The sequence below is a fragment of the Ferruginibacter sp. SUN002 genome (assembly GCF_050611725.1).
Taxonomy (GTDB): Bacteria; Bacteroidota; Bacteroidia; order Chitinophagales; family Chitinophagaceae; genus Ferruginibacter.
The window spans coordinates 1,856,132-1,877,109 of record NZ_JBODJB010000001.1 but is presented as its reverse complement, the minus strand read 5'-3'; the positions used below and the strand labels follow the sequence as shown (position 1 = coordinate 1,877,109).

The following is a 20,978-nucleotide window of genomic DNA, read 5'->3' as shown; positions in this document are numbered from 1 at the left end:
TTCACAATTAATTTTTGATCTCAAGCCTTTCAGTCAGTCTGAATTTTTTATTAGGATTTACAATCAATTTATTCCCGTCTCTTAAATGTTGTGTAATATTCAATATACACTCCCCTTCGATAACAGGATCAATATATATAATACCGCCGGTCAGATCTGCCGGAGGCATATTGTTGTTTAACCAATTAGAAGGTACATTCCAATTACCATTACCAATAAACGTATATACGGTACTGTTAGCCTGATAAATGGAAATATCATCAACATACCCCCTAAAATCGCCTGTTTCCGCAGGATGATCGTATGCAATCATTATTTTGGTAATTGTTTTTCCGTTCAGCCATGTGCCGATATGTGAGGTAGTTTTGTTCCATGTATTTAATGTGCCCCTCGGTGTACTTGGATGCATGGATAAACCATTTGTATCTATTGCAGGATAATCTTGTAATCTTGTGCCATCACTCAACAGCAGATCTATTGATACATATCTTGACAAATTTTGTTGCGGATATGTCCAGAAACTCAGATCCGTATTCAGATCAACAGGAATGTTTACACTAAATGTTCTGAAATAGATATAAGAAGATGTTGCAGAATTATCTCTACCTGAAAAACGTATAGCATTTGTTCCAATATGCTGTGTTATCTCTCCGGTAACAACACCACACTCAGGATTACCTCCACCACCTATACCTCCGATATTTACAGCAGGAATGCTTGGCTCCTGAGAATCGGTCCAGTTGGGTGCTGCATCAAATGTTTTCTCAAAACTTGTTCTAAACCACATGGGACCAACCGAATAAGGAATGGTCACGTATTTTGTAATTGGTTCCTCATCCCTGATCGCTTTTGTAGCTTTTCCTGTTAATCGCATATAAAAATCCGAAGAGAGATAAGTACCATCTGCACTGGTGGTTAAAAAATATTGATTGGTTGGAATGGAATAATAACTATCCGCCATTTTAGTAATAGCTGTTCCTTCATCATATTCATCAAACATAGCAACATACATATTACCGATACCGGACTGTTTGATATTATACACCTGCCTCCACATAAACTCGCCCTTATTTCTTGGAATCTGATTTTTCGAACCTCCGTTCCAGTTAGACCATGCAAAGCCCGGGAATACAACCGGTTGATACAGGATATTATTACTATTGCAATAAGCCAGATCGGGGATCAAATAATTTGTCTTGAAATTATCAGTACCAATACTATCCGCAAATCTACCTACACTCCAAGGAGATATCATATCATATTGATTGTACACATTTGTAAACCCTGCTTTAGAATCTCCTGAACTTGTACGCCAGTTGGTAGGAACGCCACCAACAACATAACATCCATTTGCCTTAAACCAGTTGATCACATCTAACGATTGAGTCGCATCACCTTGCCTATCCGTAAAACCCAATCCCCATATACAAACCACCGGCTTACCACCTTGATGCAAATAATACGGAGAAGAAGTGATATTCAATTTGGCAATCATATTATTTTGCCAATCTGTCTTTAAAGAATCAAATTTAGTTGCATCTAATCCACTGATATCGTACATCAAATAAAATACTCTTTGATTGGCTTCGGCCGAACGTTTAACCCTTGCCGTTATACTATCTCTATTCAATTTAAACACACCATCAAATGTTTCACTGATAAAACGCTGCAACGCTACCCCATCAATCTCGTGTTGTTTCATCCACCTGAAATGCGTTTCTATTACATCGGCCTTGTAAGAAGAAAATAATTTGGCCGAACTACCATCCCCGAAATTACCCAGATTGGTTTGGAATAAAGAGCCGGCATTGTATTCATCGATAGCAGGGTAAGCTTCAAATTTAATAGCTCCAGGTGCCGGAGCTCCTGCATTGCTTTGGTATGTTCCGTTTGACCAGTGAAACCATCTGGCCACCGGAGAACCATCTCCATAACAACTGAACCACCCCTGATAACCGCATATCGTTTTCCCAACGATCGTTTGTGCCACAGGAGCAATCTGTGATTGCACAGACATACACACATAACAGAAAGACACTAATAAAGACAGTTTTCTTATATAAGACATAGCAAGACGATTGTATTATCAAAAATAAGTATTAATTTTCTTATCCTTTTAACTTGATAATTAAACACATATGCCACATATCGCTATTATATCAGCCAGTGTAAGAACAGGCAGAAACAGTCATAGAGTAGCACTCTATCTAAAAAAATACATTGAAACAAATAATCTTGCAACAGTTGAAATACTTGACCTAAAGGAGTATAATTTTCCTTTGTTCGATGAAAGATTGAGATTACAACCCAACCCCACTCCTGCAACAATTGAGTTTGCAGAAAAAATAAAAGCTGCAAATGGCGTTATCATTGTTACGCCTGAGTACAATGGCGGCTATCCTGCTGCATTAAAAAATGTGGTAGATCTTTTGTATGATGAATGGCGACGTAAACCAATCGCCATCTCAACTGTATCAGACGGAGTATTCGGTGGTACACAAGTAATCACCTCTTTGCAATTCTCTCTCTGGAAAATAAGAGCATGGACAGTGCCTGCCATGTTCCCTGTTCCAAAAGTACATGACTCATTTGATGAAGAAGGCAACCCGGTTGATAAAGCAGGTGTTGATAAAAGAGCGGCTGGTTTTGTGAGTGAGTTGTTGTGGTGTGTTGAGGCGAAGGGGAAGATGATATAAAAACATTATTTTAAAAAATATTTAATGGCTACTCAAATATGTCCATCTTGTAAATCAGATTCTTTTACTTGGTATTTTGACGAAGAAGAAAGCCCATTAACTCAATGGAGGTGCGACGAATGTGGTTACCATGCTTATGAAGATGAAACTAAAATCCAGGAGTGCTCTGACTGTAAACGTAAAACAGAAGGGCTATTGCAGGATAAGACTATGGAATATTGGTGGTGCTTCTTTTGCAACAAAACGACTATTGTAAAATAAAAAAGCCTCCCATAAAGGAGGCTCTCAATAATAATTTGCACAATTAAAAGTAACTCAAATTTGTTTTAGGCGTTAACGTTAGTAAAGTCTCGTACATTAACTTAATTGTATTCTCCACATCGTCTTTATGCAACATTTCAACTGTAGTATGCATATAACGCAATGGGATTGAGATCAATACAGAAGGACAACCATCGTTTGCATAGGCAAATGAATCCGTATCGGTGCCGGTGCTTCTGCTTACGGTGTGCAACTGAACAGGAATCTTGGTTTTCTCTGCAACATTTTGTACAACATCCAATAATTTGTTATGCACCGCCGGACCAAAGGTCAGTGAAGGGCCTTTACCGCAAACCGTTTCGCCTTGAATGATCTTACTGATCATTGGTGTAGAAGTATCATGCGTTACATCGGTAATGATGGCTACATTTGGTTTTATTCTACGGGCAATCATCTCTGCTCCTCTTAAACCAATTTCTTCCTGTACTGCGTTCACTATATACAAACCATAAGGCAATTTCTTTTTATTTTCTTTTAATAATCTTGCAACTTCGGCAATCATAAAACCACCAATGCGGTTGTCAAATGCTCTTCCGATCAAATGACCGTAGCTCAATTCTTCATAGCCATCTTCATAAGTAGCAACAGCTCCAATGTGAACACCTAATGCTTCCACATCTTTCTTACTTCTTGCACCACAATCTAAAAACAGGTTATCAACTTTTGGTTGTGGTTCTTTAGCCTCAGGGTTTTGTAAACGAGTGTGTATGGCAGGCCAGCCAAATACTGCTTTTACAGGGCCTTTTTTGCCATGTATCAAAACCCTCATCGATGGTGCAATTTGATGATCTACACCACCATTACGTTTTAAATAGATCAACCCTTCCGGAGATATATAGTTCACAAACCAGCTGATCTCATCTGCATGTGCTTCTATAACAACTTTAAATGGAGCATCGGGATTGATTACTCCTACCGCAGTTCCATAAGGATCAGTAAAAAAACTATCCGTGAACGGCTTTACATATTCAAGCCACATTTTTTGTCCGCTGCTTTCAAAACCCGTTGGGGAAGGATTGTTTATATAATTCTTTAAAAACTCGTAACTCTTTTCTGTAAGAATACTTTTTACCTTTTTTGCTTTTGCCATAATAAAAATTTGAAATCAAAAATATTAAATACTTGCTATATAAGTTGCGATTGACGAAAATAACATCATTCCGTCTACCATAAAATAATAAAAGAAATAGCCCTGTTTTTTTGTAGAAAAATAAAAAGTGATCAACAGGGCAATAGTTGAAACCTGCAATGCAATTGACTGATCTACTGAAATATCAAAATGTTCGTATAACAGAACTGCCGCAAACAGTGCCATAAATACGATAGCTACCAGATATATCAATACTCGTTTAGAAATATCTGTGGTCAGACTATGCATACCTCTTATTTTATCAATCGCACTATCTCTGCTATCAAAAATAATGCAAAGCATTAGCATAAATAAAAACCGATGTGTAAGGATGAACAGATCGGAATCTGTTGATTCTCCAAAGGATTTGTTTATTGGGACATATACAGTTACATATGCCCAGGTAAATGCCAATATCAATGTTTTTAATATACCCAGCCTTTTTGTAAAGGCCAGTGCTTTAAGGGGTAATAAAGGCAATGCGTATAAGCATGTCAGTACAAAACCGGGTAAAATATTCCATAAGCTAATGGATGATAAAAAATAACATACCAACATTCCTATACAAGCAATTCCCAATAAAATAAGTTTGCCGAATTCTTTCTTAAAAAAGATGGCATTGTAAAAAACAGTGCCAAACATTTTTTTACTGAGTAGCCAATAAAAATTATAACTACAGAGCGTTGCAAAAAACACAAATGCTATGATCGCAAGATCAATTGGTTGATGCAATAATTGAAAAGTTTGTACTACCAGACCAGCAGCACAGAATGCAATAAAAATAGAATGAGATAAGATGAATTGAAAAATCTTTTTCAAAAAAGATTTTATTTAATGATTACAATTTGTCCGGTATTCAATGTATCGCTTTTATTCTTTGCTTTATCCATTAAAACAAATCGGAAGTAACAAGTATCATTTTCTGTACACAAAGGATAACAAGGCAGGTAAGGAAATGCATTAACCGCATTTTTATAAGTAACGATCAAATCTCCTCGTTGTTTTTTTACTCTTGGAAGAGATGCCGTGATTTCACTACTATCCTTTAGATCGCTAAGTGAACAATTCTTTGTTATTTTAAACATAAACAAGCTATCAATATCACCTTCTTCATCGGTAAAATCCAAAGTAAACTCTAATACATTTTCCTTTTCAACAACATTTGTATTGGCCGATTTAAATGTCAATTGCGGCTTTGTAGTGAATTTATCTTTACTACAAGCAATAAAAACAAAACTAAATATGGCAATTATAATTGTGTATCGCATCTTTGTACCCATATTACAAATTTAATGATTGAAATTGAATACTGCTGTTAAAGATACCGACTTTACAGATAAAATATTTTCTGTTTCCGAACACAATTTCTCGGAAACAGCTTTGGCTTTATTTCAGTTCCAATTCGAGCACAATACTCTTTACAATCAGTATTGCCGCCTACGTCATATTGAAGGGGCTTCAGTTACAAGAATTGAGCAGATACCATTCTTACCGATCAGTTTATTCAAATCGCATATTGTAAAAACAACCGAATTTGAACCGGCTGTAATTTTTGAAAGCAGTGGCACCACAACCAGCATCAACAGCAAACATTTTGTAAAAGATATTTCATTGTATGAAGAAAGCTTTACTAAAGCATTTGACATGTTTTATGGGGCTGACTATTGTATCATTGCACTACTACCCTCCTATCTGGAAAGAGCAAATTCTTCTCTTGTAATGATGGCTGATAAACTGATACAAAAAAGCAACAACCCTCTAAGTGGCTTCTATTTGCACAATCTTGATGCATTACGCAATACGTTATTACAACTTGAAGCAGCAAAACAAAAAACATTGCTACTCGGTGCAACATTTGCACTGATAGATTTTGCAGAACAATTTCCCATGCCGCTGCAGCATACAACGATAATGGAAACCGGCGGCATGAAGGGCCGGAGAGAAGAATTAACAAGAACCGAAGTGCACCATATTTTATGTAACGCTTTTTCTGTAAGTAAAATTCATTCGGAATATGGCATGACGGAATTATTAAGCCAGGCTTATTCCAAAGGCGATGGAATTTTCAATTGTCCTCCATGGATGAAAATTTTGATCAGAGAAGAAGATGATCCATTAATTATTAGTGCAGGCAAAAAGAATGGACCGATCTCTGGCGCTGTTAACATTATTGACCTTGCAAATATTCACTCCTGTGCATTTATCGCTACTGATGATGCAGGAAAATTATACAGCGATGATAGTTTTGAAATTTTGGGAAGATTAGACAATAGCGATATACGAGGATGTAGCTTATTAACGCTGTAAGAGCTGATCAAGCATTTCTTGCAATTCCTTTGTCTCTAAATTGATTGCCAGTATGGTGCCATCTGTATCTATTAAAAAAGAAGAAGGGATCTCAGATACACCGTAAGTATCTGCTATTTTAGAGTAGACACCCTGTTTATCATTCACCTGAGCGTAAGTGATATTATCTTTTTTTATTGCTTTTTTCCAATCCGATTCTTTATGATCTAACGATACCGCATACACTTCAAAACCTTTTTCCTTATATTTTTTATACAAAACGCCTAACTCTCTGTTAGACTTTCTGCACGGCACACACCAACTGGCCCAAAAATCCAGTAATACTATCTTTCCTTTGAGAGAGGAAAGATTAATGATACTATCTTTTGTATTCGGCAAACTGATCTCAGGCGCTGCGCCACCAATACCAACCTGAGCAAAGAGGAACTGTGCAAATAACACAAACGCAATTACAGCAAATATTTTTTTCATTCGCAACAATTTTTCTTCTTGAACAATGATACTATAAATTTCAGAAACCGGCTCATTAATAAACGTTAAATAAATTATACTCAAATCTCAACAATACACTATTAGGAGTTGCTCTGTTTGATTTATCTGACAAAGGAAATCTGTATCCTGCATCCAACCTCATCCTGCTTTTTAAAATGAGTTGTAATGAAGGGGCAAGATCTAAGAAATACTGTTTATTTTTTCCTAGATTATTTTGCCCAAGCAATTCCACCATCAGGTTTAAGTTGGGCTGATCATAATTCCTGTATTCTCTTGGCAACATTAATTTTCCCAGAGACAAAGTATAGTTGATTGCATTCCGATAATCGCTGCCAAATGCATTACTCCCATTATCCAACGCATGTATCAACGATCCGCTTGCCGAGATTGCAACTTTATTGATCAGTTTCGTGGCGACAATACCTCCTTCAAATCCACTATTGGTACAATTCAAATTAATGTATGCATCATGTATGGCTCCGTTATTCAAACTGTACCTTCCATACACAGCCAGTCTGAAATGATTATGCACTTCATCTTCACTATAAAACCTGTATTTCAAATATATACCTGCTCCTTGTACATCAAATTTGCCGGAAGCATTATTGAAAAAAGCCTCGCTATGGATCATTATTTTTTTTGAAACACCCCACATGAATTCGGGTGTCAAAAAAAATTCATTCTTATCTGAATGAACATTTTTCATAAACATAGTATTGGCTCGTATCCCAATGCTTTTAGCGGCCATGTTACTGGCAGGCTCAGTATATACAAACAGTTCCTGCGCCGATAAAATATTACTGAAGAGAATAAATAAAATTATAATACATCTTTTCATCAAATTCGAATTGATCAATTAATTTAGCCGGGAAGAAAACAAACCGATAATATTGGATCTTAAAGCGGCTTTTATCCTTCCCGGCATAAAATTAAATTGTTACATGAAATATTCGTGTACCTTTTGCAAGTCCGCCTTTTGAGCAACAGCTACCGGCTACACCCGTTTTATAACATTCCATTAAAGTATACTTTCCATTCTTCTTGTACTCTTTTGCAGAGACAAAGCCTTTGTCTATTACCCTTATGGTTTTATCTCCATTCAACACCTGATCTTTAACATTGAGAAAATGAAAAACATTTCCGGCAACAGTTACATGATTGTCGTTAGCTACAGCTATACTATCAAAATGTATCGTAGCTTTCAGATCAGCAACAAAGAATCCTGCATCTTCCACTTTCTTTTTAAGCTTATCAATATCTACATTACTATCCTGCTTAAATGTTATAGTAAAAGTAGAAGTTTTGATATCTGCATCTATCTTATCAACAAAATCAAGTGATTTTAAAGACTTGAATATAGACCGGCTACACATGCTGCATGTTAAACCACTTGCCTGTAAAGCCACACTTTTAATTTGTGCATTGGCGTTGAATGAAAGTACGATCATCAACATTAAAAAAAGACTTTTCATGGCATTATGCTTTTGCTTTTTTACAACAAGATTTTTCACTACCGCACTTCATTTTTGAATCATTGCTTGCTCCGGCTTTATTATGATCATGTTTTTCACAACCACCATCACCTTTACAGCAGTCCATTCCTTCGCAACATTTCGCTTCTTTGCATGATGCCTTATCATGTGCAGCACATTTATCATGACTGCAACATTTTTCACTATCTGTTGAAGTTGCGGCTGCATCCTTTCTGTCGTATTTGCAACAGCCCGGTAACTTATTGTATGCTGCGTTTTCGGCAGAAAAATTCTGAGTATCGTGACCTTTGGCTGCAATTGCTTTTTCTATTTTATCGTTAGATGTTTTTGCTGCGTCGAAAGCTACTGCAAGATTTTTGGACTCTTCATCCCACACAGCTGTTGCTGCTCCTGCTTTCAAAGCTGCTCCTTCGATTCTTTTCTTACAGCTTTCGCAATTACCCCAAACTTTTATGTTTGCAGTAGTAAGTGGTCCTTTTTGAGCAAAAGAAAATTGAGTGTTAAAAATGCTGAATAATAGTACAGCACATAATGATAATGTTTTCATTGTATATAGTTTTAATATTGAAAATAATTTGAAATATGCGTATAGCACAATGCACCCGTTAATATATTTACAGGTGAATAAAAACTATTCTCGGTCTATAGTCTGAAAACAGAATTAGTGAGGTAAAGCTGAGGTTTAACGTAATTGGGTGGAGGACTTGGATTAGCGGGCTTGTTGGCTGCATCTGCAGCTTTATAGAAAAAACGATTATAGAAAGTAGTAACAACTGCAACCGTATCTACAACTTTTGGAGTAGGCGTTTCTACGGTAGCTTTTTTGTGAGAATCATTGAGTTTGTAAAATTTGTGTTGATCGTGGCAACATCCTTTTTTGCCCTTCATCCCACATTTCCCACACTTATCTTTTTCATCACCATAAAAACCAACACCAGCTTTTTCTCCCATGCAATAATGCACGTTCATGGCTATACCAGAAGATATACCCATGTATAAAAAAGCGATTATGGCTACTATGATTTTTTTCATTTCTACTATAAAGGTAATGTTAAAAGCAATTTTTAAATGTTAAAATTTGGCTAATGAGCCGGAATTTTGTGGTTTAGACCTAACCCTCTAAGACTAATTAACAAACTTCCACAATATCCCAAACCTGAATATAAACCCCTGATATACATAATGCGGAGCAGCAAAATTGTTTCTGGTAAACCCAAAGCCATTAGTGAAATCAATCGCATTAAGATTTTCTGCTCTTAGATACCCGGTAAAACTCTTTATTCGAAAATGCAAAAATCCCGCTATGTCCGGCCTGTTTTTAATTGTAGTGGTATCCTGAGGCATAAATTGTCCCATTACAGGAGAATAATTATACGCTTTGTAGGGAGTGTAGTACCTAAACTCAACCCCTGTTGAAAGATTTAAATTTTTAAAGAAAGTACCCTCATATGCTACACGGTTACGTGTAAAAAGAAGCGGTACTTTAATCGGTGCAGCGGCATCTGTTTGTTGCATAGTAGCTTCGGCATACCAACTCCATTTTTTATTTAGTTTTATTTTTTTAGATGCACTAAGCTGCAACAAATTGATCAGTTTATTGTACTGTGCCGTTTTATAATAATCTTGGAAATATGTATAGTTTGTAATAAAGTAGTTTGCAGCAAAAAGATTGATAACCGGATTTAGAGCTGACGCTTTTATAGTGGTAATGTTTTCTTTTTTATAAGATGCATTATTGCCAAAATCAAAAGATGAAAATGAATTAAAAATAAATGAAGGACTTCTGTTCACATTATTAAAAGACAATTGGACATTGCCCCATTTTTTATTCAGGAATCTTTCCAGCATAGCATTAACACTGTAATCTCCACTGTTGAGCCCATTCACATAAAATTCTCCATTAGCCAATATATCCCACAACTTGTTACGTGTTTTATTTCTATACTCGCCATGCGCCACAAGGTTGTAATAATTCTTTGAGCCCTTCGTAAAAGTCCCTTTCATATTTTCAAGTCGTATGCCGGCTAAAAAATATTGTCCGTTATTTTTTGTATCCGGAAACTGTACCAAAGAAAAATCATTAGTGATCACTTTCCATTTATCTGTTACAATAAGCGAATCAATTCGTTTCAATGTTGTATCATACCATTTTTGATAAATAACGGAGTCGGCTCCAACATCTTTAAACTGATAACTGTACGTACTATAAGTAAACGTATGTTGAAAACGAAGTTTAGAATAAAACAAATACTCAGTAGTGGAATCATTTACCTCAACAGAATCTTTTTTGCCGATGTCGTAACTCTGGCGGATAAACACCGTAGCATCTTTATAAATATTTCCCGTGTTTACAGATGACTTTAATGGATTTGGAATAAGCCCTGAATCTCTGCCGAGATTTACAGGTATGGTAAATCTTTTTTTAAAATCAGGATTGGTTAAAAAACTATCATTTTTTATTCCTCCGTTCTCAGAACCTTTGATCGTATTACCAAGAAATGTAAAATACGCTGCATATCTTTTTCTTTTGCCCTGATAATTACTGAATATCCGGTAGCTGTTGTGATTGGTATTTTGTGTAACAAAAAAGCCGGGGGCAGTAATCAATTTATATTCAAATCCAAAATTCAGATTAGAAAACGGATTTTGTGTATGTAAGACTTTAATAAATTGCTCCTGCCCTGTTGCCAACTGATAACCTATTTGTGAATAAGGTTTAGTTGTTTTAAAAAAACGAGTATCTGCTAAAGTAAACTTGTAAGCATCGTATGCATGAAATCCGGCATCCCACCCCGCTTTGGCAAAAGGTGTAAACAATAATGAATAACCTGCAGAGCCATTATTGCCAAGATATTGCTGTGCCGCCGGTATTGAAAAATATCTATAAAAATCGTTGATAGAAGAATCTAATCGATTACTTCTAATTGCATCAAGGTATTTAAAACTAATACTGACAGAATCTTTTGCATCATCCCTGTGTTCAAATCCAAGATCGTCTCTTTTTCCACTTGTATCGGTACTAGATCTGTTATTGCTTCCTATCCCTCCTTTATCATCTCCCAATCTTTCTTTGATTCCCCTACCGACCTGGGCATAGGAAAATGTGAAAGCAAATACCAATAAAAATGTAGCAAGTAGTTTCTTCATACTAAAATCTTACGCCAAAAATACTTACAATAAAATAACCACCGTAATATTCAGGTGCTTTTAGCAAGATTTTATTGCAAATAAAAAATCAGCACAAAAAAGGAGTGCCTTTTGAGCACTCCTCATTCTTGTACTATTTTACTGCTATACCTTTTTCAAAGTTATGGTTCCTGTCTCGTCTGTTGTATCATCCTGCCAGATTATTGTCATGCCCGAACAACTGAAACTTGATACATCATAAGTCTCTCCGTCTATTATGAGTGTATTACCAGATAGCGTCCAAACAGCCACACCGCTACCGCTGGGATCGCAAGAGGTACCTGCATCTGTAAAAGTAATTACATTGGCATCGCCGAATGTAACGGTATCATCTTTTTCACAAGCGTCCCATAAGGCAAATTCATCTACCGGTGTTGAAGTAGGCGTTTCCTTATATACTGAAGCAGTGACTTTGTAGGTCCCTTTTAGCGTTTCTAAAGATAATCCACAATTTGAATCTGATTTTTTACAGGATGAAGAAGCGATCATCAGTAAAAAGGCGGAAGGAATAAGGAGCTTTCGCATTGCAGTTGTTTTGTAATGTAAAAAATAAAGGCAATTAAACAAATCAACGACCAATCTAATGTAACCTATTAAATTGAAAGAAACAAGCAAGTACAACACTATTTCCTTAAGCAGAGAGATCAACATAAAAAAAACGTTACCTCACAAAATAGCTTTTACGTGAGATAACGTTTTTTGATTTTTTTATCGGGCCAATTATATGGCAGCAACCAATTCTTTAAATATATGAGTAAAGTTCGGCTCCGCATGTTTCGCCGCTTCCAATACTTCTTCGTGTGTGATCACATTCTCTTCTTCACGTATACCTACATCCGTTATAACACTCATTGCAAATACATCTAACCCCATATGATTGGCAACAATGCATTCCGGCACAGTACTCATTCCCACTGCATCTCCTCCTAACGTTTCGATCATCAGGTATTCTGCCTTTGTTTCAAAAGTAGGACCGGTTACCGCAACATATACACCTTCCTGCACTTTAATATTAGCTGCCGCAGCAATAGTTTTTGCTTTAGCGATCAAATGTTTTTTATAAGGTTCAGTCATATCCGGGAAACGTGGCCCCATTGTTTTATCATTTGGTCCGATCAAAGGATTTACAGTTAGCTGACTGATATGATCATTAATGATCATCAGGTCACCTACTTTATATTTTCTATTTACCCCGCCTGCGGCGTTGCTCAATAGTAATGTTTTGATCCCCAAAAATTTCATCACCCTTATTGGGAAAACACACTCATGCATGGTATATCCTTCGTAGAAATGAAAACGACCTGCCATTGCAACTACCTTTTTACCCCCCAATTCACCGAAAATCAATTTTCCACTATGCCCCTCAACAGTGCTTACCGGGAAGTGTGGAATATCTCCATAAGGGATTTCTTTTTCTGCCTTAATTTCTGCAGCAAAATTCCCCAATCCACTTCCTAAAACTATCCCTACCGCTGGGGTACCTTGGTAAAGACTTTGAATGTAAGCAACAGCTTCGTTAATTTTTTGCATCATGTTTTTATAGAATTTGTAGGCAAATGTACAATATTCTGCAATATCGGTAATATTGACATCGTTTGCATAAAGAAATGACCAAAAATCATATCACTGAAATCATAACTCATTACACTTTATTATCTTCGCCAAAACTTTTAAAAAATGAACCTGCACGAATACCAAGCAAAGGAACTTTTGAAGAAATATGGCGTACCTGTACAAGAAGGTATTGCCTGTAACACACCTGGCGAAGCTGAAGAGGCTTACCGTCAGATCAAAACTCAATATGGCAGCAACTTCGCTGTTGTAAAAGCGCAAATTCACGCCGGCGGACGAGGTAAAGGTACCATCGTTGGTAAAGAACAACGTGGTGTTGCCGTTGGTAAAAATGCAGATGCTATAAAAGAAATTGCAGGCAATCTTCTTGGTGGAACATTGGTTACCATTCAAACAGGGCCTGCCGGTAAAGTAGTAAATAAAATATTGGTTGCTCAGGATGTGTATTATGAAGGGCCAAATCCTGTTAAGGAGTTTTATTTATCGATTATGTTAGATAGAACATCTGGCAAAAACGTGATTGTATATAGTACTGAAGGTGGTATGAACATTGAAGATGTTGCTCATGATACTCCTGAAAAAATACACAAAGAATTGGTACATCCAGGCGGACCACTACAAGGTTTTCAGGCTCGGAAAATTGCTTTCAACTTAGGTTTGAGCGGTGAGGCATTTAAGAGTTGTGTGAAATTTGTAACCAACCTTTATAGCGCTTACGTTGGGTTGGATTGCAGTATGGTTGAAATTAATCCGCTATTTAAAACAAGTGATGATAAAATCATTGCAGTTGACTGTAAAATGGATATCGATGATAACTCATTAACCCGTCATGCAGATATTGCAGGATTAAGGGATGTAAGCGAAGAAGATCCTACAGAAGTGGAAGCAGGCAAACATAATCTGAATTTTGTAAAATTAGATGGCAACGTAGGTTGCATGGTAAATGGTGCAGGACTTGCAATGGCTACCATGGATATGATCAAATTAAGTGGTGGAGAACCAGCTAACTTCTTGGATGTAGGTGGTACTGCAAATGCACAAACTGTAGAAGCAGGTTTCCGTATTATCTTAAAAGATCCCAAAGTAAAAGCGATTCTGATCAACATCTTTGGTGGTATTGTTCGTTGCGACAGGGTTGCACAAGGTGTTATTGATGCTTACAATTCTATTGGTAATATTGAAATTCCTATCATCGTTCGTTTGCAAGGAACCAATGCTGATGTTGCAAAAGACCTGATCGATAAAAGCGGTTTGAAAGTACAAAGTGCGATTTTATTGAGCGAAGCAGCTGCTTTGGTTAATAAAGCGGTGGCTTAGTATTTTAAAATATTGAATAAAAAATCCCATCAATATGATGGGATTTTTTATTCCCGCCGACTAAACATAAAAAGTTCCACTCAGCATTTAAAGGACTACAAGTAATATAGTTGCCGTATTTTTGAGAAATGCGAAAGTCGCTCAACATACTTCGTAATTCACTCAGACTTACTTTTCAGGAGCTTAAAGTAAATAAGCTTCGTACAGCATTAAGTCTTATAGGAGTGGCATTTGGCATCTTCTGCATCATCGGTGTACTCACCACCGTTGGTAGTTTTGAACGCAATCTTCAAAATGAGATCAAAACACTTGGCAGCAATACTATTTACATCGACAAATGGGAATATGGCGGTGGCCCCGATAAACCTTTCTGGAAATTCAGGGCAAGACCTTCTATGAAATATGAAGAAGCTGCACTAATAAAAGAGCGTTCGCAATTATTACTGGATGTTGGTTTCTTAATGCGATCAAGTACAAATATTTCTTATAAAGACGATGTGATTCAAAATGCATCAACTTACGGCATTGTTGAATCGCAAATGATTATTCAACCCCTCTCCTTTGATGCCGGTCGTTATATATCTCAACCTGAATTCAACAGCGGTAGCCCCGTAGCTTTAATAGGCTATGACAATGCTGAAAAATTATATGGTGATGCTAGCCGAGCTCTCGGAAAAACATTCGAAGTAAAAGGTAAAAAAGTTACGATTGTTGGTATCATAAAAAAAGAAGGAAAGAATTTTATCGGATGGGATTATGATAATTGTATCATGTTGCCATATAAATTTTGCAAACAGATCATTCAAGATGATTATGCCAACCCCGTACTTATTGCAAAAGGAAAAGAAGGCGTTACAACTGCAGCGTTGAGCGATGAGTTGGAAGGCATTATGCGTCAAATAAGAAGACTCGGGCCTACACAAGAAGATAATTTCTCACTAAACAGTGTAGAAGCCTTTAGTGAAGCTGTAAGTGGCTTATTCAAAACAGTCAATATCGTTGGCGGGCTCATTGGTGTAATCAGTTTAATTGTTGGTATGTTCGGCATTGCCAATATTATGTTTGTAACAGTTAAAGAGCGTACAGCTGTTATAGGTTTAAAAAAGGCCGTAGGTGCTAAAAGCGCAAGTATATTATTTGAATTTTTACTAGAGGCTACCATACTTTGTTTTCTCGGTGGTATTATCGGATTATTTCTTGTGTATATACTCTCATTGGTATTATCCGGCCCACTAAATTTTCCTGTGTATATTTCTCTTCCGCTCATTATAACAACTTTCTTTATCTGTTTGTTGGTCGGTATCCTCTCCGGTATTTTTCCTGCATCAAGAGCTGCAAAAATGAATCCGGTGGTGGCAATACGTTCAAAATAATTATGAATGATGAGTTATGAATTATGAATTAAATTTGCAACTCATAACTTATAAATCATAATTTATCATTACAATTTTAGCTATAGAATCTTCTTGCGATGAAACGTCCGCTTCTGTTTGCCGGGATGGCAAAATATTATCCAATTTCATTGCCAACCAAACCATTCATGAAAAATATGGCGGTGTTGTGCCCGAGTTGGCCAGCAGAGCACATATGCAAAACATTGTTCCGGTTGTTGATGCAGCTATAAAAGAAGCCGGTATTCATCTTTCGGATATAGATGCTGTTGCTTTTACACAAGCCCCCGGGCTGATTGGTTCATTATTGGTAGGAACGCAGTTTGCAAAATCGATGGCGATGGCTTTAAATAAACCGCTTATAGCCGTACATCATATGCAAGCACATGTTTTAGCCAACTTAATTGCAGATGAGAAACCTTCTTTCCCTTTTCTATGCCTTACTGTTAGTGGAGGACATACACAAATCGTACTTTGTGAAAGCCCTTCTTCAATGAAAGTGATTGGCGAAACCATTGATGATGCCGCCGGCGAAGCATTCGATAAATCAGCAAAACTTTTAGGTCTGCCCTACCCCGGCGGCCCGTTAATAGATAAGTACGCAACTAGCGGCAATGCACAACGGTTTAGCTTTCCTGAGCCACAAATACCCGAATTAAATTTTAGTTTCAGCGGTTTGAAAACTTCTATTCTTTATTTTTTACAAAATGCAGGATCGAGCAATGTATATAAAGAAGAATTTTTGGCAACTGAAGATGAAAAGAAAAAATTCATTGCTGATAACCTGAACGATATTTGTGCATCGATTCAAAACAGGATCATCAGCATCTTGCTGAATAAATTGAAAAAAGCCGCCCTACAAACCGGTGTAACAAATGTTTGCATAGCCGGTGGTGTTAGTGCTAATAGTGGACTACGTAAGGCTTTACAGGAAACCGGAGAAAAAATGGGCTGGCAAACCTATATTCCTGCATTTCAGTATTGCACCGATAATGCAGGAATGATTGCTATAACAGCTTATTATAAATACCTGAACAAAGATTTTACTGATCTGAGTGTGTCACCAAGTGCAAAAGCAGAATGGAGTTAGTTGATGGTTCATCGTTCATAGTTGTATTCAGCGGCTAAAAACTATTAACCATTAACTATAAACTATGAACTATGAACAGTTTCTTCCAATTCAAACAATTCACCATCCACCAGGACCGATGTGCAATGAAAGTTTGTACAGATAGCTGTTTGTTCGGTGCATACGTTGCTAGTAACTTCCAACAATCAACTTCCAACATTTTAGATATTGGTACAGGAACAGGGCTGTTAACCTTAATGCTTGCACAGAAAACCGATGCAGCTATTGATGCTGTAGAAATTGATACAAATGCTTATCAGCAAGCAGGAGAAAACTTTGCCACAACTCCCTGGAAAGAAAGTCTACAAATTTTTAATGATGATATTACAATGTTTGTTGCTGATAAAAAATATGATCTGATCATTAGCAATCCGCCTTTCTTCGAGGATGATCTAAGATCTGCCAACGCAGAAAAAAATGCAGCAAAACATGACACCGGCTTAACACTAAATAAATTAATAGAAACTATCGACCGAAATCTTTCACCAGATGGGAAATCTGCTGTGATACTGCCTTTCAGCCGATCGGAAGATTTCAATCAACTACTTCAAGCTAATAACTTTTTTATTGAAGAGAAAGTACTTGTAAGACAAACGCCTAAGCATGATTATTTCAGAACTTTCTTTGTTTTTGGTAGAAATAAAATTTCGATGATTGAAAAAACAATCATCATCAAAGATGGCAACAACAATTACACCAACGAGTTTAAAGAATTACTAAAAGATTATTATCTGTATTTATAAACCAGCATAAGTGTTCATGTATGCATAAGGCTGGGTAATAATTCCTTTATTCACAATAGTAGCTCTGTCGATGATAGCACTCCCTCCTGTTACCAGATCTTCCAAAATAAATTTGATCAGTTGCTCTCCAAAATACCTGCTGGCATCTCTCGGCAATTCATTAGGTAGATTACCTACGGCCATTACATCAATAGAACTTGATAAATAAGGATCTGTTTTTTTAAATGATGATCTATCGATCCCGTAAACAGGATCTTCTATTGATTGATCTCCAACATTGATCGGCACCGAGCCATTTACATCATCTGTAATATCAGCAATGGTTTCAATCGTAAAAGCATCGTCGATATCTGACCTGTCAAATAGTCTCGGTGCATTTTCGCTCCAGTAAATACCATTCATTAAAATATCGGAACACCTGGTATATGGTAAAAATCTGCTTCTGTACATTTCCGGATGGCGATGAAAGTCTTCTCTGTTGTAGGTTTTAGTCTCCTTGTGTACATAAAGATCTGATCCCTTTAGTGCTACATAAACCGGGTATGAAAATTTTCGCTCAAGATATTCATCCGGCTCTACTTCTGTTACTCCCATTAAGTTCATAACTTCTACAATACCATGTGCTACCCTGCCACTACCGGTTACGGCTATCTTTATTTTTGGAAGTTTTACTCCAAAATAGGTATGAATCAAGTGTCTATAATCTTTACACTCAAACACTCTACCCAACTTAAATGCACCCGTTCTTCTGCCATAAGCCATCATACCGTTATGTGCCCCCACAATACCTGCAAAAAAACCAAAGCCGATGATACGTTGACCATCGTCATGCTCTAAACATTCATAATCTATCAGGGTAATTTTCTTTTCAATAATTGACCTGAAAAGCTGTTGGTTATGTGGCTGCAACTTTTTTGTATGTGAGAAGAAGAGATAAGTTTTGCCGGCAATCAACATACTTATAGGAACCTCTTTGATACCTAGTAGTATATCGCAATCATCAACAGCATCCTGAACTTGTATGCCGGCTCTTTCATACTCCTTATCTGCAAAACACCTATGGTTACAGCCTTGCACAATGATCTTGATATTCGGAAAATGTTGTTCTATCCATTTACATTGAGCGGGTGTAAGCGCCACACGGTTATCCGCAGGTATTTTCCCTTCTTTTATTAAACCAATGGTAAGCATCAAATGTAATTTACGATTTTATTGGAACACGGATTACACGGATTAAAATGATTTTCACGGATAAAATTATTTTTAATCCATAAAATCCGTGTAACCCGTGTTCTAATAAAAGTATCTTTGTTATATGAATTATTTTGAATTATTTGATTTGCCCGTCTGTTTACAGGTAGATAAAAACATATTGCCCAAAAAGTATTTTGAGCTTCAAAAAAAATATCATCCCGATTTTTTTTCACAGGCATCAGAAGATGAGCAGGCTGAAGTGCTGGAAAAATCATCCGATATAAATAAAGCATTTAAAATATTTCAAAATCCCGATCTCACACTCAAATATGTTTTACAATTAAAGGGCTTGCTTGAAGAAGAAGAGAAATATCAACTTCCACCGGACTTTTTAATGGAAATGATGGAGCTGAATGAAGAGTTGAATGAGAACTCAATCAATGCTATAAAAGCCATTGAAAACGAAGCCTACAGTGCCGTAAAACAAATCATTGAGACATACAATGATGCTACAGCAAATACGGCCGATCTGCTTAAAGTGAAGGAATATTACTTTAAGAAAAAATACTTACAACGTATTTTGGACAGAATTAATGATTAACGTAATTTCGCAACCCGATTAAACCGTTTAATGGTTGAACGTTCTTAAACGTTTTAACCCTACCAACTTTAAACGATGTGTATTGCCCATGTGGCGGAATTGGTAGACGCAGCAGACTCAAAATCTGCCGTTCGCAAGGGCGTGAAGGTTCGATTCCTTTCGTGGGCACTAAGCACTGATAAATCAGTGCTTTTTTATTTGCATTTGATAGTTACTTGCCCGGGTGGCGAAATTGGTAGACGCACTGCCTTCAGGTGGCAGCGTAGGAAACTATGTGCTGGTTCGAATCCAGTCCCGGGCACAACACCCTCCCTTCTGGAGGGTGTTTCTTTATATAATTAATATCGTCAAAATAAAAAAGCCACTCCTTCAGGAATGGCTTCAATAAATTCTAAAAAAATGTTAGCTGATCTTTTCAACCTGCATGTAGTTTAATTCTACAGGTGTAGCTCTACCAAATATTTTCACTTGTACTTTTAATTTCTTCTTCTCGTCATTCACCTCTTCTATCACACCGTTAAAGTCGTTGAACGGACCATCAATGATCTTGATGGTTTCGCCAACTATAAATGGTTCGCTCATTGTAACACCGCCTGCTTCACCCATTTCATCAACTTTACCCAACATTTTATTTACCTCAGCTTTGCGTAAAGAAATAATGTTTCCTTTGCTGCCTTTGCCATCGGTTAAAAAGTGCATTACGTTGCTGATATTGCTGATATGTTGCACCATATCATCATTCAATTTTCCTGCAGATACTTCAATCATCACATAACCGGGATAGAAGTTCCTTTCTCTCATCACTTTTTTACCAGCTTGTACTTTATACACTTTTTCTACCGGTAAAAAAATTTGTTTGATGATATCTACCCAACCATTACGAACGATATCTTTATCAAGGTACTCCTTAATTTTACGTTCTTTACCACTTACCACCCTTAGTACATACCAACGGGTTTCTTTTTCCGGCGTAACGGGTACGTCTGATGTTATTGTTTCTTCCATTGTTATTTAAGTAAAGAGTATATAAATTTTAAAGATCCGTTAGAAACAAAATCCATCAATGCTACAATAGCAGTGATAAATAATGTAGCACCTAATACAATCATAGTAGATTGTTGCAACTGCTCCCAATTAGGCCAGGTTACTTTTTCTACCAGCTCTTTGTAAGAGTCTCTTAGGTATGTTGTTAGTTTGTTCATTTTTTTGAGTTTAATATGTTTAATAGGTTGAAAAAGTTTCGCAAGTTAATAGAACCTTTTAAACTTTTTCAACGCTTTAAACCTTTCCAACTTGTTTTGCACGGGCACTAGGATTCGAACCCAGATCAAAGGTTTTGGAGACCCGTATGCTACCGTTGCACCATGCCCGTAAAAGCTAAAAGCTATTCCGAGGGTATCGAAACAG

22 protein-coding genes and 3 tRNA genes are annotated in these 20,978 nt (G+C 36.8%); 9 read left to right on the top strand and 16 right to left on the bottom strand.

The window, feature by feature from the left end:
* Nucleotides 1-7: 7 nt before the first annotated feature.
* Nucleotides 8-2,068: a glycoside hydrolase family 71/99-like protein gene (locus ACQ33O_RS08490; protein WP_430995137.1), complete on the bottom strand. Its 2,061-nt coding sequence runs from the start codon at nt 2,066-2,068 to the stop codon at nt 8-10.
* Between the two features lie 70 nt (nt 2,069-2,138).
* Between ACQ33O_RS08490 and ACQ33O_RS08485 the strand changes: the two genes are divergently transcribed.
* A complete protein-coding gene (locus ACQ33O_RS08485; RefSeq protein WP_430995136.1) occupies nt 2,139-2,696 on the top strand; it encodes an NADPH-dependent FMN reductase in 558 nt (185 codons plus the stop codon).
* 304 nt (nt 2,697-3,000) lie between these two features.
* Here the strand turns inward: ACQ33O_RS08485 and ACQ33O_RS08480 are convergent, their stop codons facing one another.
* Genes ACQ33O_RS08480 through ACQ33O_RS08470 form a run of 3 tightly spaced genes read right to left on the bottom strand, consistent with a single transcriptional unit; the run spans nt 3,001 to nt 5,426 of the window.
* Nucleotides 3,001-4,107: a M42 family metallopeptidase gene (locus ACQ33O_RS08480; protein ID WP_430995135.1), complete on the bottom strand. Its 1,107-nt coding sequence runs from the start codon at nt 4,105-4,107 to the stop codon at nt 3,001-3,003.
* Nucleotides 4,108-4,131: 24 nt separating this feature from the next.
* On the bottom strand, nt 4,132-4,965 hold the full coding sequence (locus ACQ33O_RS08475; RefSeq protein WP_430995134.1) for a hypothetical protein: 834 nt from the start codon (nt 4,963-4,965) through the stop codon (nt 4,132-4,134).
* Nucleotides 4,966-4,973: 8 nt separating this feature from the next.
* Nucleotides 4,974-5,426 carry a hypothetical protein gene (locus ACQ33O_RS08470; protein WP_430995133.1) on the bottom strand — a complete coding sequence of 151 codons (453 nt, stop codon included), beginning with the start codon at nt 5,424-5,426 and terminating at the stop codon, nt 4,974-4,976.
* A gap of 16 nt (nt 5,427-5,442) precedes the next feature.
* Between ACQ33O_RS08470 and ACQ33O_RS08465 the strand changes: the two genes are divergently transcribed.
* The gene (locus ACQ33O_RS08465) at nt 5,443-6,453 is read left to right on the top strand and encodes an acyl transferase (protein ID WP_430995132.1); all 1,011 of its coding nucleotides are present in this window, start codon (nt 5,443-5,445) and stop codon (nt 6,451-6,453) included.
* Here ACQ33O_RS08465 and ACQ33O_RS08460 read toward each other — a convergent pair.
* The 8 genes from ACQ33O_RS08460 to ACQ33O_RS08425 all read right to left on the bottom strand — a co-directional run bounded on the left by ACQ33O_RS08460 (nt 6,442) and on the right by ACQ33O_RS08425 (nt 13,157).
* Nucleotides 6,442-6,924, bottom strand: a complete 483-nt coding sequence (locus ACQ33O_RS08460) for a peroxiredoxin family protein (protein ID WP_430995131.1) — start codon at nt 6,922-6,924, stop codon at nt 6,442-6,444. The genes ACQ33O_RS08465 and ACQ33O_RS08460 overlap by 12 nt on opposite strands.
* Before the next feature lie 55 nt (nt 6,925-6,979).
* On the bottom strand, nt 6,980-7,783 hold the full coding sequence (locus ACQ33O_RS08455) for a hypothetical protein (protein ID WP_430995130.1): 804 nt from the start codon (nt 7,781-7,783) through the stop codon (nt 6,980-6,982).
* Between the two features lie 91 nt (nt 7,784-7,874).
* Nucleotides 7,875-8,417 (bottom strand): heavy-metal-associated domain-containing protein, encoded by a 543-nt coding sequence (locus tag ACQ33O_RS08450; RefSeq protein WP_430995129.1) that lies wholly within the window; start codon nt 8,415-8,417, stop codon nt 7,875-7,877.
* 4 nt (nt 8,418-8,421) lie between these two features.
* The gene (locus tag ACQ33O_RS08445; protein WP_430995128.1) at nt 8,422-8,985 is read right to left on the bottom strand and encodes a hypothetical protein; all 564 of its coding nucleotides are present in this window, start codon (nt 8,983-8,985) and stop codon (nt 8,422-8,424) included.
* Nucleotides 8,986-9,080: 95 nt separating this feature from the next.
* On the bottom strand, nt 9,081-9,470 hold the full coding sequence (locus ACQ33O_RS08440; RefSeq protein ID WP_430995127.1) for an HYC_CC_PP family protein: 390 nt from the start codon (nt 9,468-9,470) through the stop codon (nt 9,081-9,083).
* 93 nt (nt 9,471-9,563) lie between these two features.
* A complete protein-coding gene (locus ACQ33O_RS08435; RefSeq protein WP_430995126.1) occupies nt 9,564-11,585 on the bottom strand; it encodes a putative porin in 2,022 nt (673 codons plus the stop codon).
* Between the two features lie 144 nt (nt 11,586-11,729).
* Nucleotides 11,730-12,149, bottom strand: coding sequence for a lipocalin family protein (locus ACQ33O_RS08430; protein WP_430995125.1), 420 nt, complete (start codon nt 12,147-12,149; stop codon nt 11,730-11,732).
* Between the two features lie 195 nt (nt 12,150-12,344).
* Complete coding sequence (locus tag ACQ33O_RS08425) at nt 12,345-13,157, bottom strand: purine-nucleoside phosphorylase (protein ID WP_430995124.1); 813 nt, start codon at nt 13,155-13,157, stop codon at nt 12,345-12,347.
* 144 nt (nt 13,158-13,301) lie between these two features.
* Between ACQ33O_RS08425 and sucC the strand changes: the two genes are divergently transcribed.
* From sucC to ACQ33O_RS08405, 4 genes are all read left to right on the top strand, one after another.
* Complete coding sequence (sucC, locus tag ACQ33O_RS08420; protein ID WP_430995123.1) at nt 13,302-14,513, top strand: ADP-forming succinate--CoA ligase subunit beta; 1,212 nt, start codon at nt 13,302-13,304, stop codon at nt 14,511-14,513.
* 128 nt (nt 14,514-14,641) lie between these two features.
* Nucleotides 14,642-15,886 (top strand): ABC transporter permease, encoded by a 1,245-nt coding sequence (locus tag ACQ33O_RS08415; RefSeq protein WP_430995122.1) that lies wholly within the window; start codon nt 14,642-14,644, stop codon nt 15,884-15,886.
* Between the two features lie 64 nt (nt 15,887-15,950).
* Nucleotides 15,951-16,994, top strand: a complete 1,044-nt coding sequence (gene tsaD / locus ACQ33O_RS08410) for a tRNA (adenosine(37)-N6)-threonylcarbamoyltransferase complex transferase subunit TsaD (RefSeq protein ID WP_430996154.1) — start codon at nt 15,951-15,953, stop codon at nt 16,992-16,994.
* Between the two features lie 71 nt (nt 16,995-17,065).
* Entirely contained in the window at nt 17,066-17,776 is a 711-nt protein-coding gene (locus ACQ33O_RS08405; protein WP_430995121.1) for a tRNA1(Val) (adenine(37)-N6)-methyltransferase, read from the top strand.
* Here ACQ33O_RS08405 and ACQ33O_RS08400 read toward each other — a convergent pair.
* Nucleotides 17,771-18,967: an NAD(P)-dependent oxidoreductase gene (locus ACQ33O_RS08400; RefSeq protein WP_430995120.1), complete on the bottom strand. Its 1,197-nt coding sequence runs from the start codon at nt 18,965-18,967 to the stop codon at nt 17,771-17,773. The genes ACQ33O_RS08405 and ACQ33O_RS08400 overlap by 6 nt on opposite strands.
* Nucleotides 18,968-19,091: 124 nt before the next feature.
* Between ACQ33O_RS08400 and hscB the strand changes: the two genes are divergently transcribed.
* The 3 genes from hscB to ACQ33O_RS08385 all read left to right on the top strand — a co-directional run bounded on the left by hscB (nt 19,092) and on the right by ACQ33O_RS08385 (nt 19,872).
* Nucleotides 19,092-19,571 carry a Fe-S protein assembly co-chaperone HscB gene (gene hscB / locus ACQ33O_RS08395; RefSeq protein WP_430995119.1) on the top strand — a complete coding sequence of 160 codons (480 nt, stop codon included), beginning with the start codon at nt 19,092-19,094 and terminating at the stop codon, nt 19,569-19,571.
* 84 nt (nt 19,572-19,655) lie between these two features.
* Nucleotides 19,656-19,739 (top strand) — tRNA-Leu (locus ACQ33O_RS08390).
* A gap of 49 nt (nt 19,740-19,788) precedes the next feature.
* Nucleotides 19,789-19,872 (top strand) — tRNA-Leu (locus tag ACQ33O_RS08385).
* 101 nt (nt 19,873-19,973) lie between these two features.
* Here ACQ33O_RS08385 and nusG read toward each other — a convergent pair.
* The 3 genes from nusG to ACQ33O_RS08370 all read right to left on the bottom strand — a co-directional run bounded on the left by nusG (nt 19,974) and on the right by ACQ33O_RS08370 (nt 20,943).
* A complete protein-coding gene (nusG, locus tag ACQ33O_RS08380) occupies nt 19,974-20,576 on the bottom strand; it encodes a transcription termination/antitermination protein NusG (protein ID WP_430995118.1) in 603 nt (200 codons plus the stop codon).
* Between the two features lie 2 nt (nt 20,577-20,578).
* Nucleotides 20,579-20,773, bottom strand: coding sequence for a preprotein translocase subunit SecE (gene secE, locus ACQ33O_RS08375; RefSeq protein ID WP_430995117.1), 195 nt, complete (start codon nt 20,771-20,773; stop codon nt 20,579-20,581).
* A 99-nt stretch (nt 20,774-20,872) separates the two neighbouring features.
* Nucleotides 20,873-20,943: transfer RNA gene (locus ACQ33O_RS08370), tRNA-Trp, on the bottom strand.
* Nucleotides 20,944-20,978: the final 35 nt, after the last annotated feature.

What these genes read in the sequence shown, in the direction of transcription:
- ACQ33O_RS08490 (WP_430995137.1), bottom strand. Translation starts at nt 2,068, where the DNA reads ATGTCTTATATAAGAAAACTGTCTTTATTAGTGTCTTTCTGTTATGTG.
- ACQ33O_RS08485 (WP_430995136.1), top strand. Translation starts at nt 2,139, where the DNA reads ATGCCACATATCGCTATTATATCAGCCAGTGTAAGAACAGGCAGAAAC.
- ACQ33O_RS08480 (WP_430995135.1), bottom strand. Translation starts at nt 4,107, where the DNA reads ATGGCAAAAGCAAAAAAGGTAAAAAGTATTCTTACAGAAAAGAGTTAC.
- ACQ33O_RS08470 (WP_430995133.1), bottom strand. Translation starts at nt 5,426, where the DNA reads ATGGGTACAAAGATGCGATACACAATTATAATTGCCATATTTAGTTTT.
- ACQ33O_RS08460 (WP_430995131.1), bottom strand. Translation starts at nt 6,924, where the DNA reads ATGAAAAAAATATTTGCTGTAATTGCGTTTGTGTTATTTGCACAGTTC.
- ACQ33O_RS08455 (WP_430995130.1), bottom strand. Translation starts at nt 7,783, where the DNA reads ATGAAAAGATGTATTATAATTTTATTTATTCTCTTCAGTAATATTTTA.
- ACQ33O_RS08450 (WP_430995129.1), bottom strand. Translation starts at nt 8,417, where the DNA reads ATGAAAAGTCTTTTTTTAATGTTGATGATCGTACTTTCATTCAACGCC.
- ACQ33O_RS08445 (WP_430995128.1), bottom strand. Translation starts at nt 8,985, where the DNA reads ATGAAAACATTATCATTATGTGCTGTACTATTATTCAGCATTTTTAAC.
- ACQ33O_RS08440 (WP_430995127.1), bottom strand. Translation starts at nt 9,470, where the DNA reads ATGAAAAAAATCATAGTAGCCATAATCGCTTTTTTATACATGGGTATA.
- ACQ33O_RS08435 (WP_430995126.1), bottom strand. Translation starts at nt 11,585, where the DNA reads ATGAAGAAACTACTTGCTACATTTTTATTGGTATTTGCTTTCACATTT.
- ACQ33O_RS08430 (WP_430995125.1), bottom strand. Translation starts at nt 12,149, where the DNA reads ATGCGAAAGCTCCTTATTCCTTCCGCCTTTTTACTGATGATCGCTTCT.
- ACQ33O_RS08425 (WP_430995124.1), bottom strand. Translation starts at nt 13,157, where the DNA reads ATGATGCAAAAAATTAACGAAGCTGTTGCTTACATTCAAAGTCTTTAC.
- sucC (WP_430995123.1), top strand. Translation starts at nt 13,302, where the DNA reads ATGAACCTGCACGAATACCAAGCAAAGGAACTTTTGAAGAAATATGGC.
- ACQ33O_RS08415 (WP_430995122.1), top strand. Translation starts at nt 14,642, where the DNA reads ATGCGAAAGTCGCTCAACATACTTCGTAATTCACTCAGACTTACTTTT.
- ACQ33O_RS08405 (WP_430995121.1), top strand. Translation starts at nt 17,066, where the DNA reads ATGAACAGTTTCTTCCAATTCAAACAATTCACCATCCACCAGGACCGA.
- ACQ33O_RS08400 (WP_430995120.1), bottom strand. Translation starts at nt 18,967, where the DNA reads ATGCTTACCATTGGTTTAATAAAAGAAGGGAAAATACCTGCGGATAAC.
- hscB (WP_430995119.1), top strand. Translation starts at nt 19,092, where the DNA reads ATGAATTATTTTGAATTATTTGATTTGCCCGTCTGTTTACAGGTAGAT.
- nusG (WP_430995118.1), bottom strand. Translation starts at nt 20,576, where the DNA reads ATGGAAGAAACAATAACATCAGACGTACCCGTTACGCCGGAAAAAGAA.
- secE (WP_430995117.1), bottom strand. Translation starts at nt 20,773, where the DNA reads ATGAACAAACTAACAACATACCTAAGAGACTCTTACAAAGAGCTGGTA.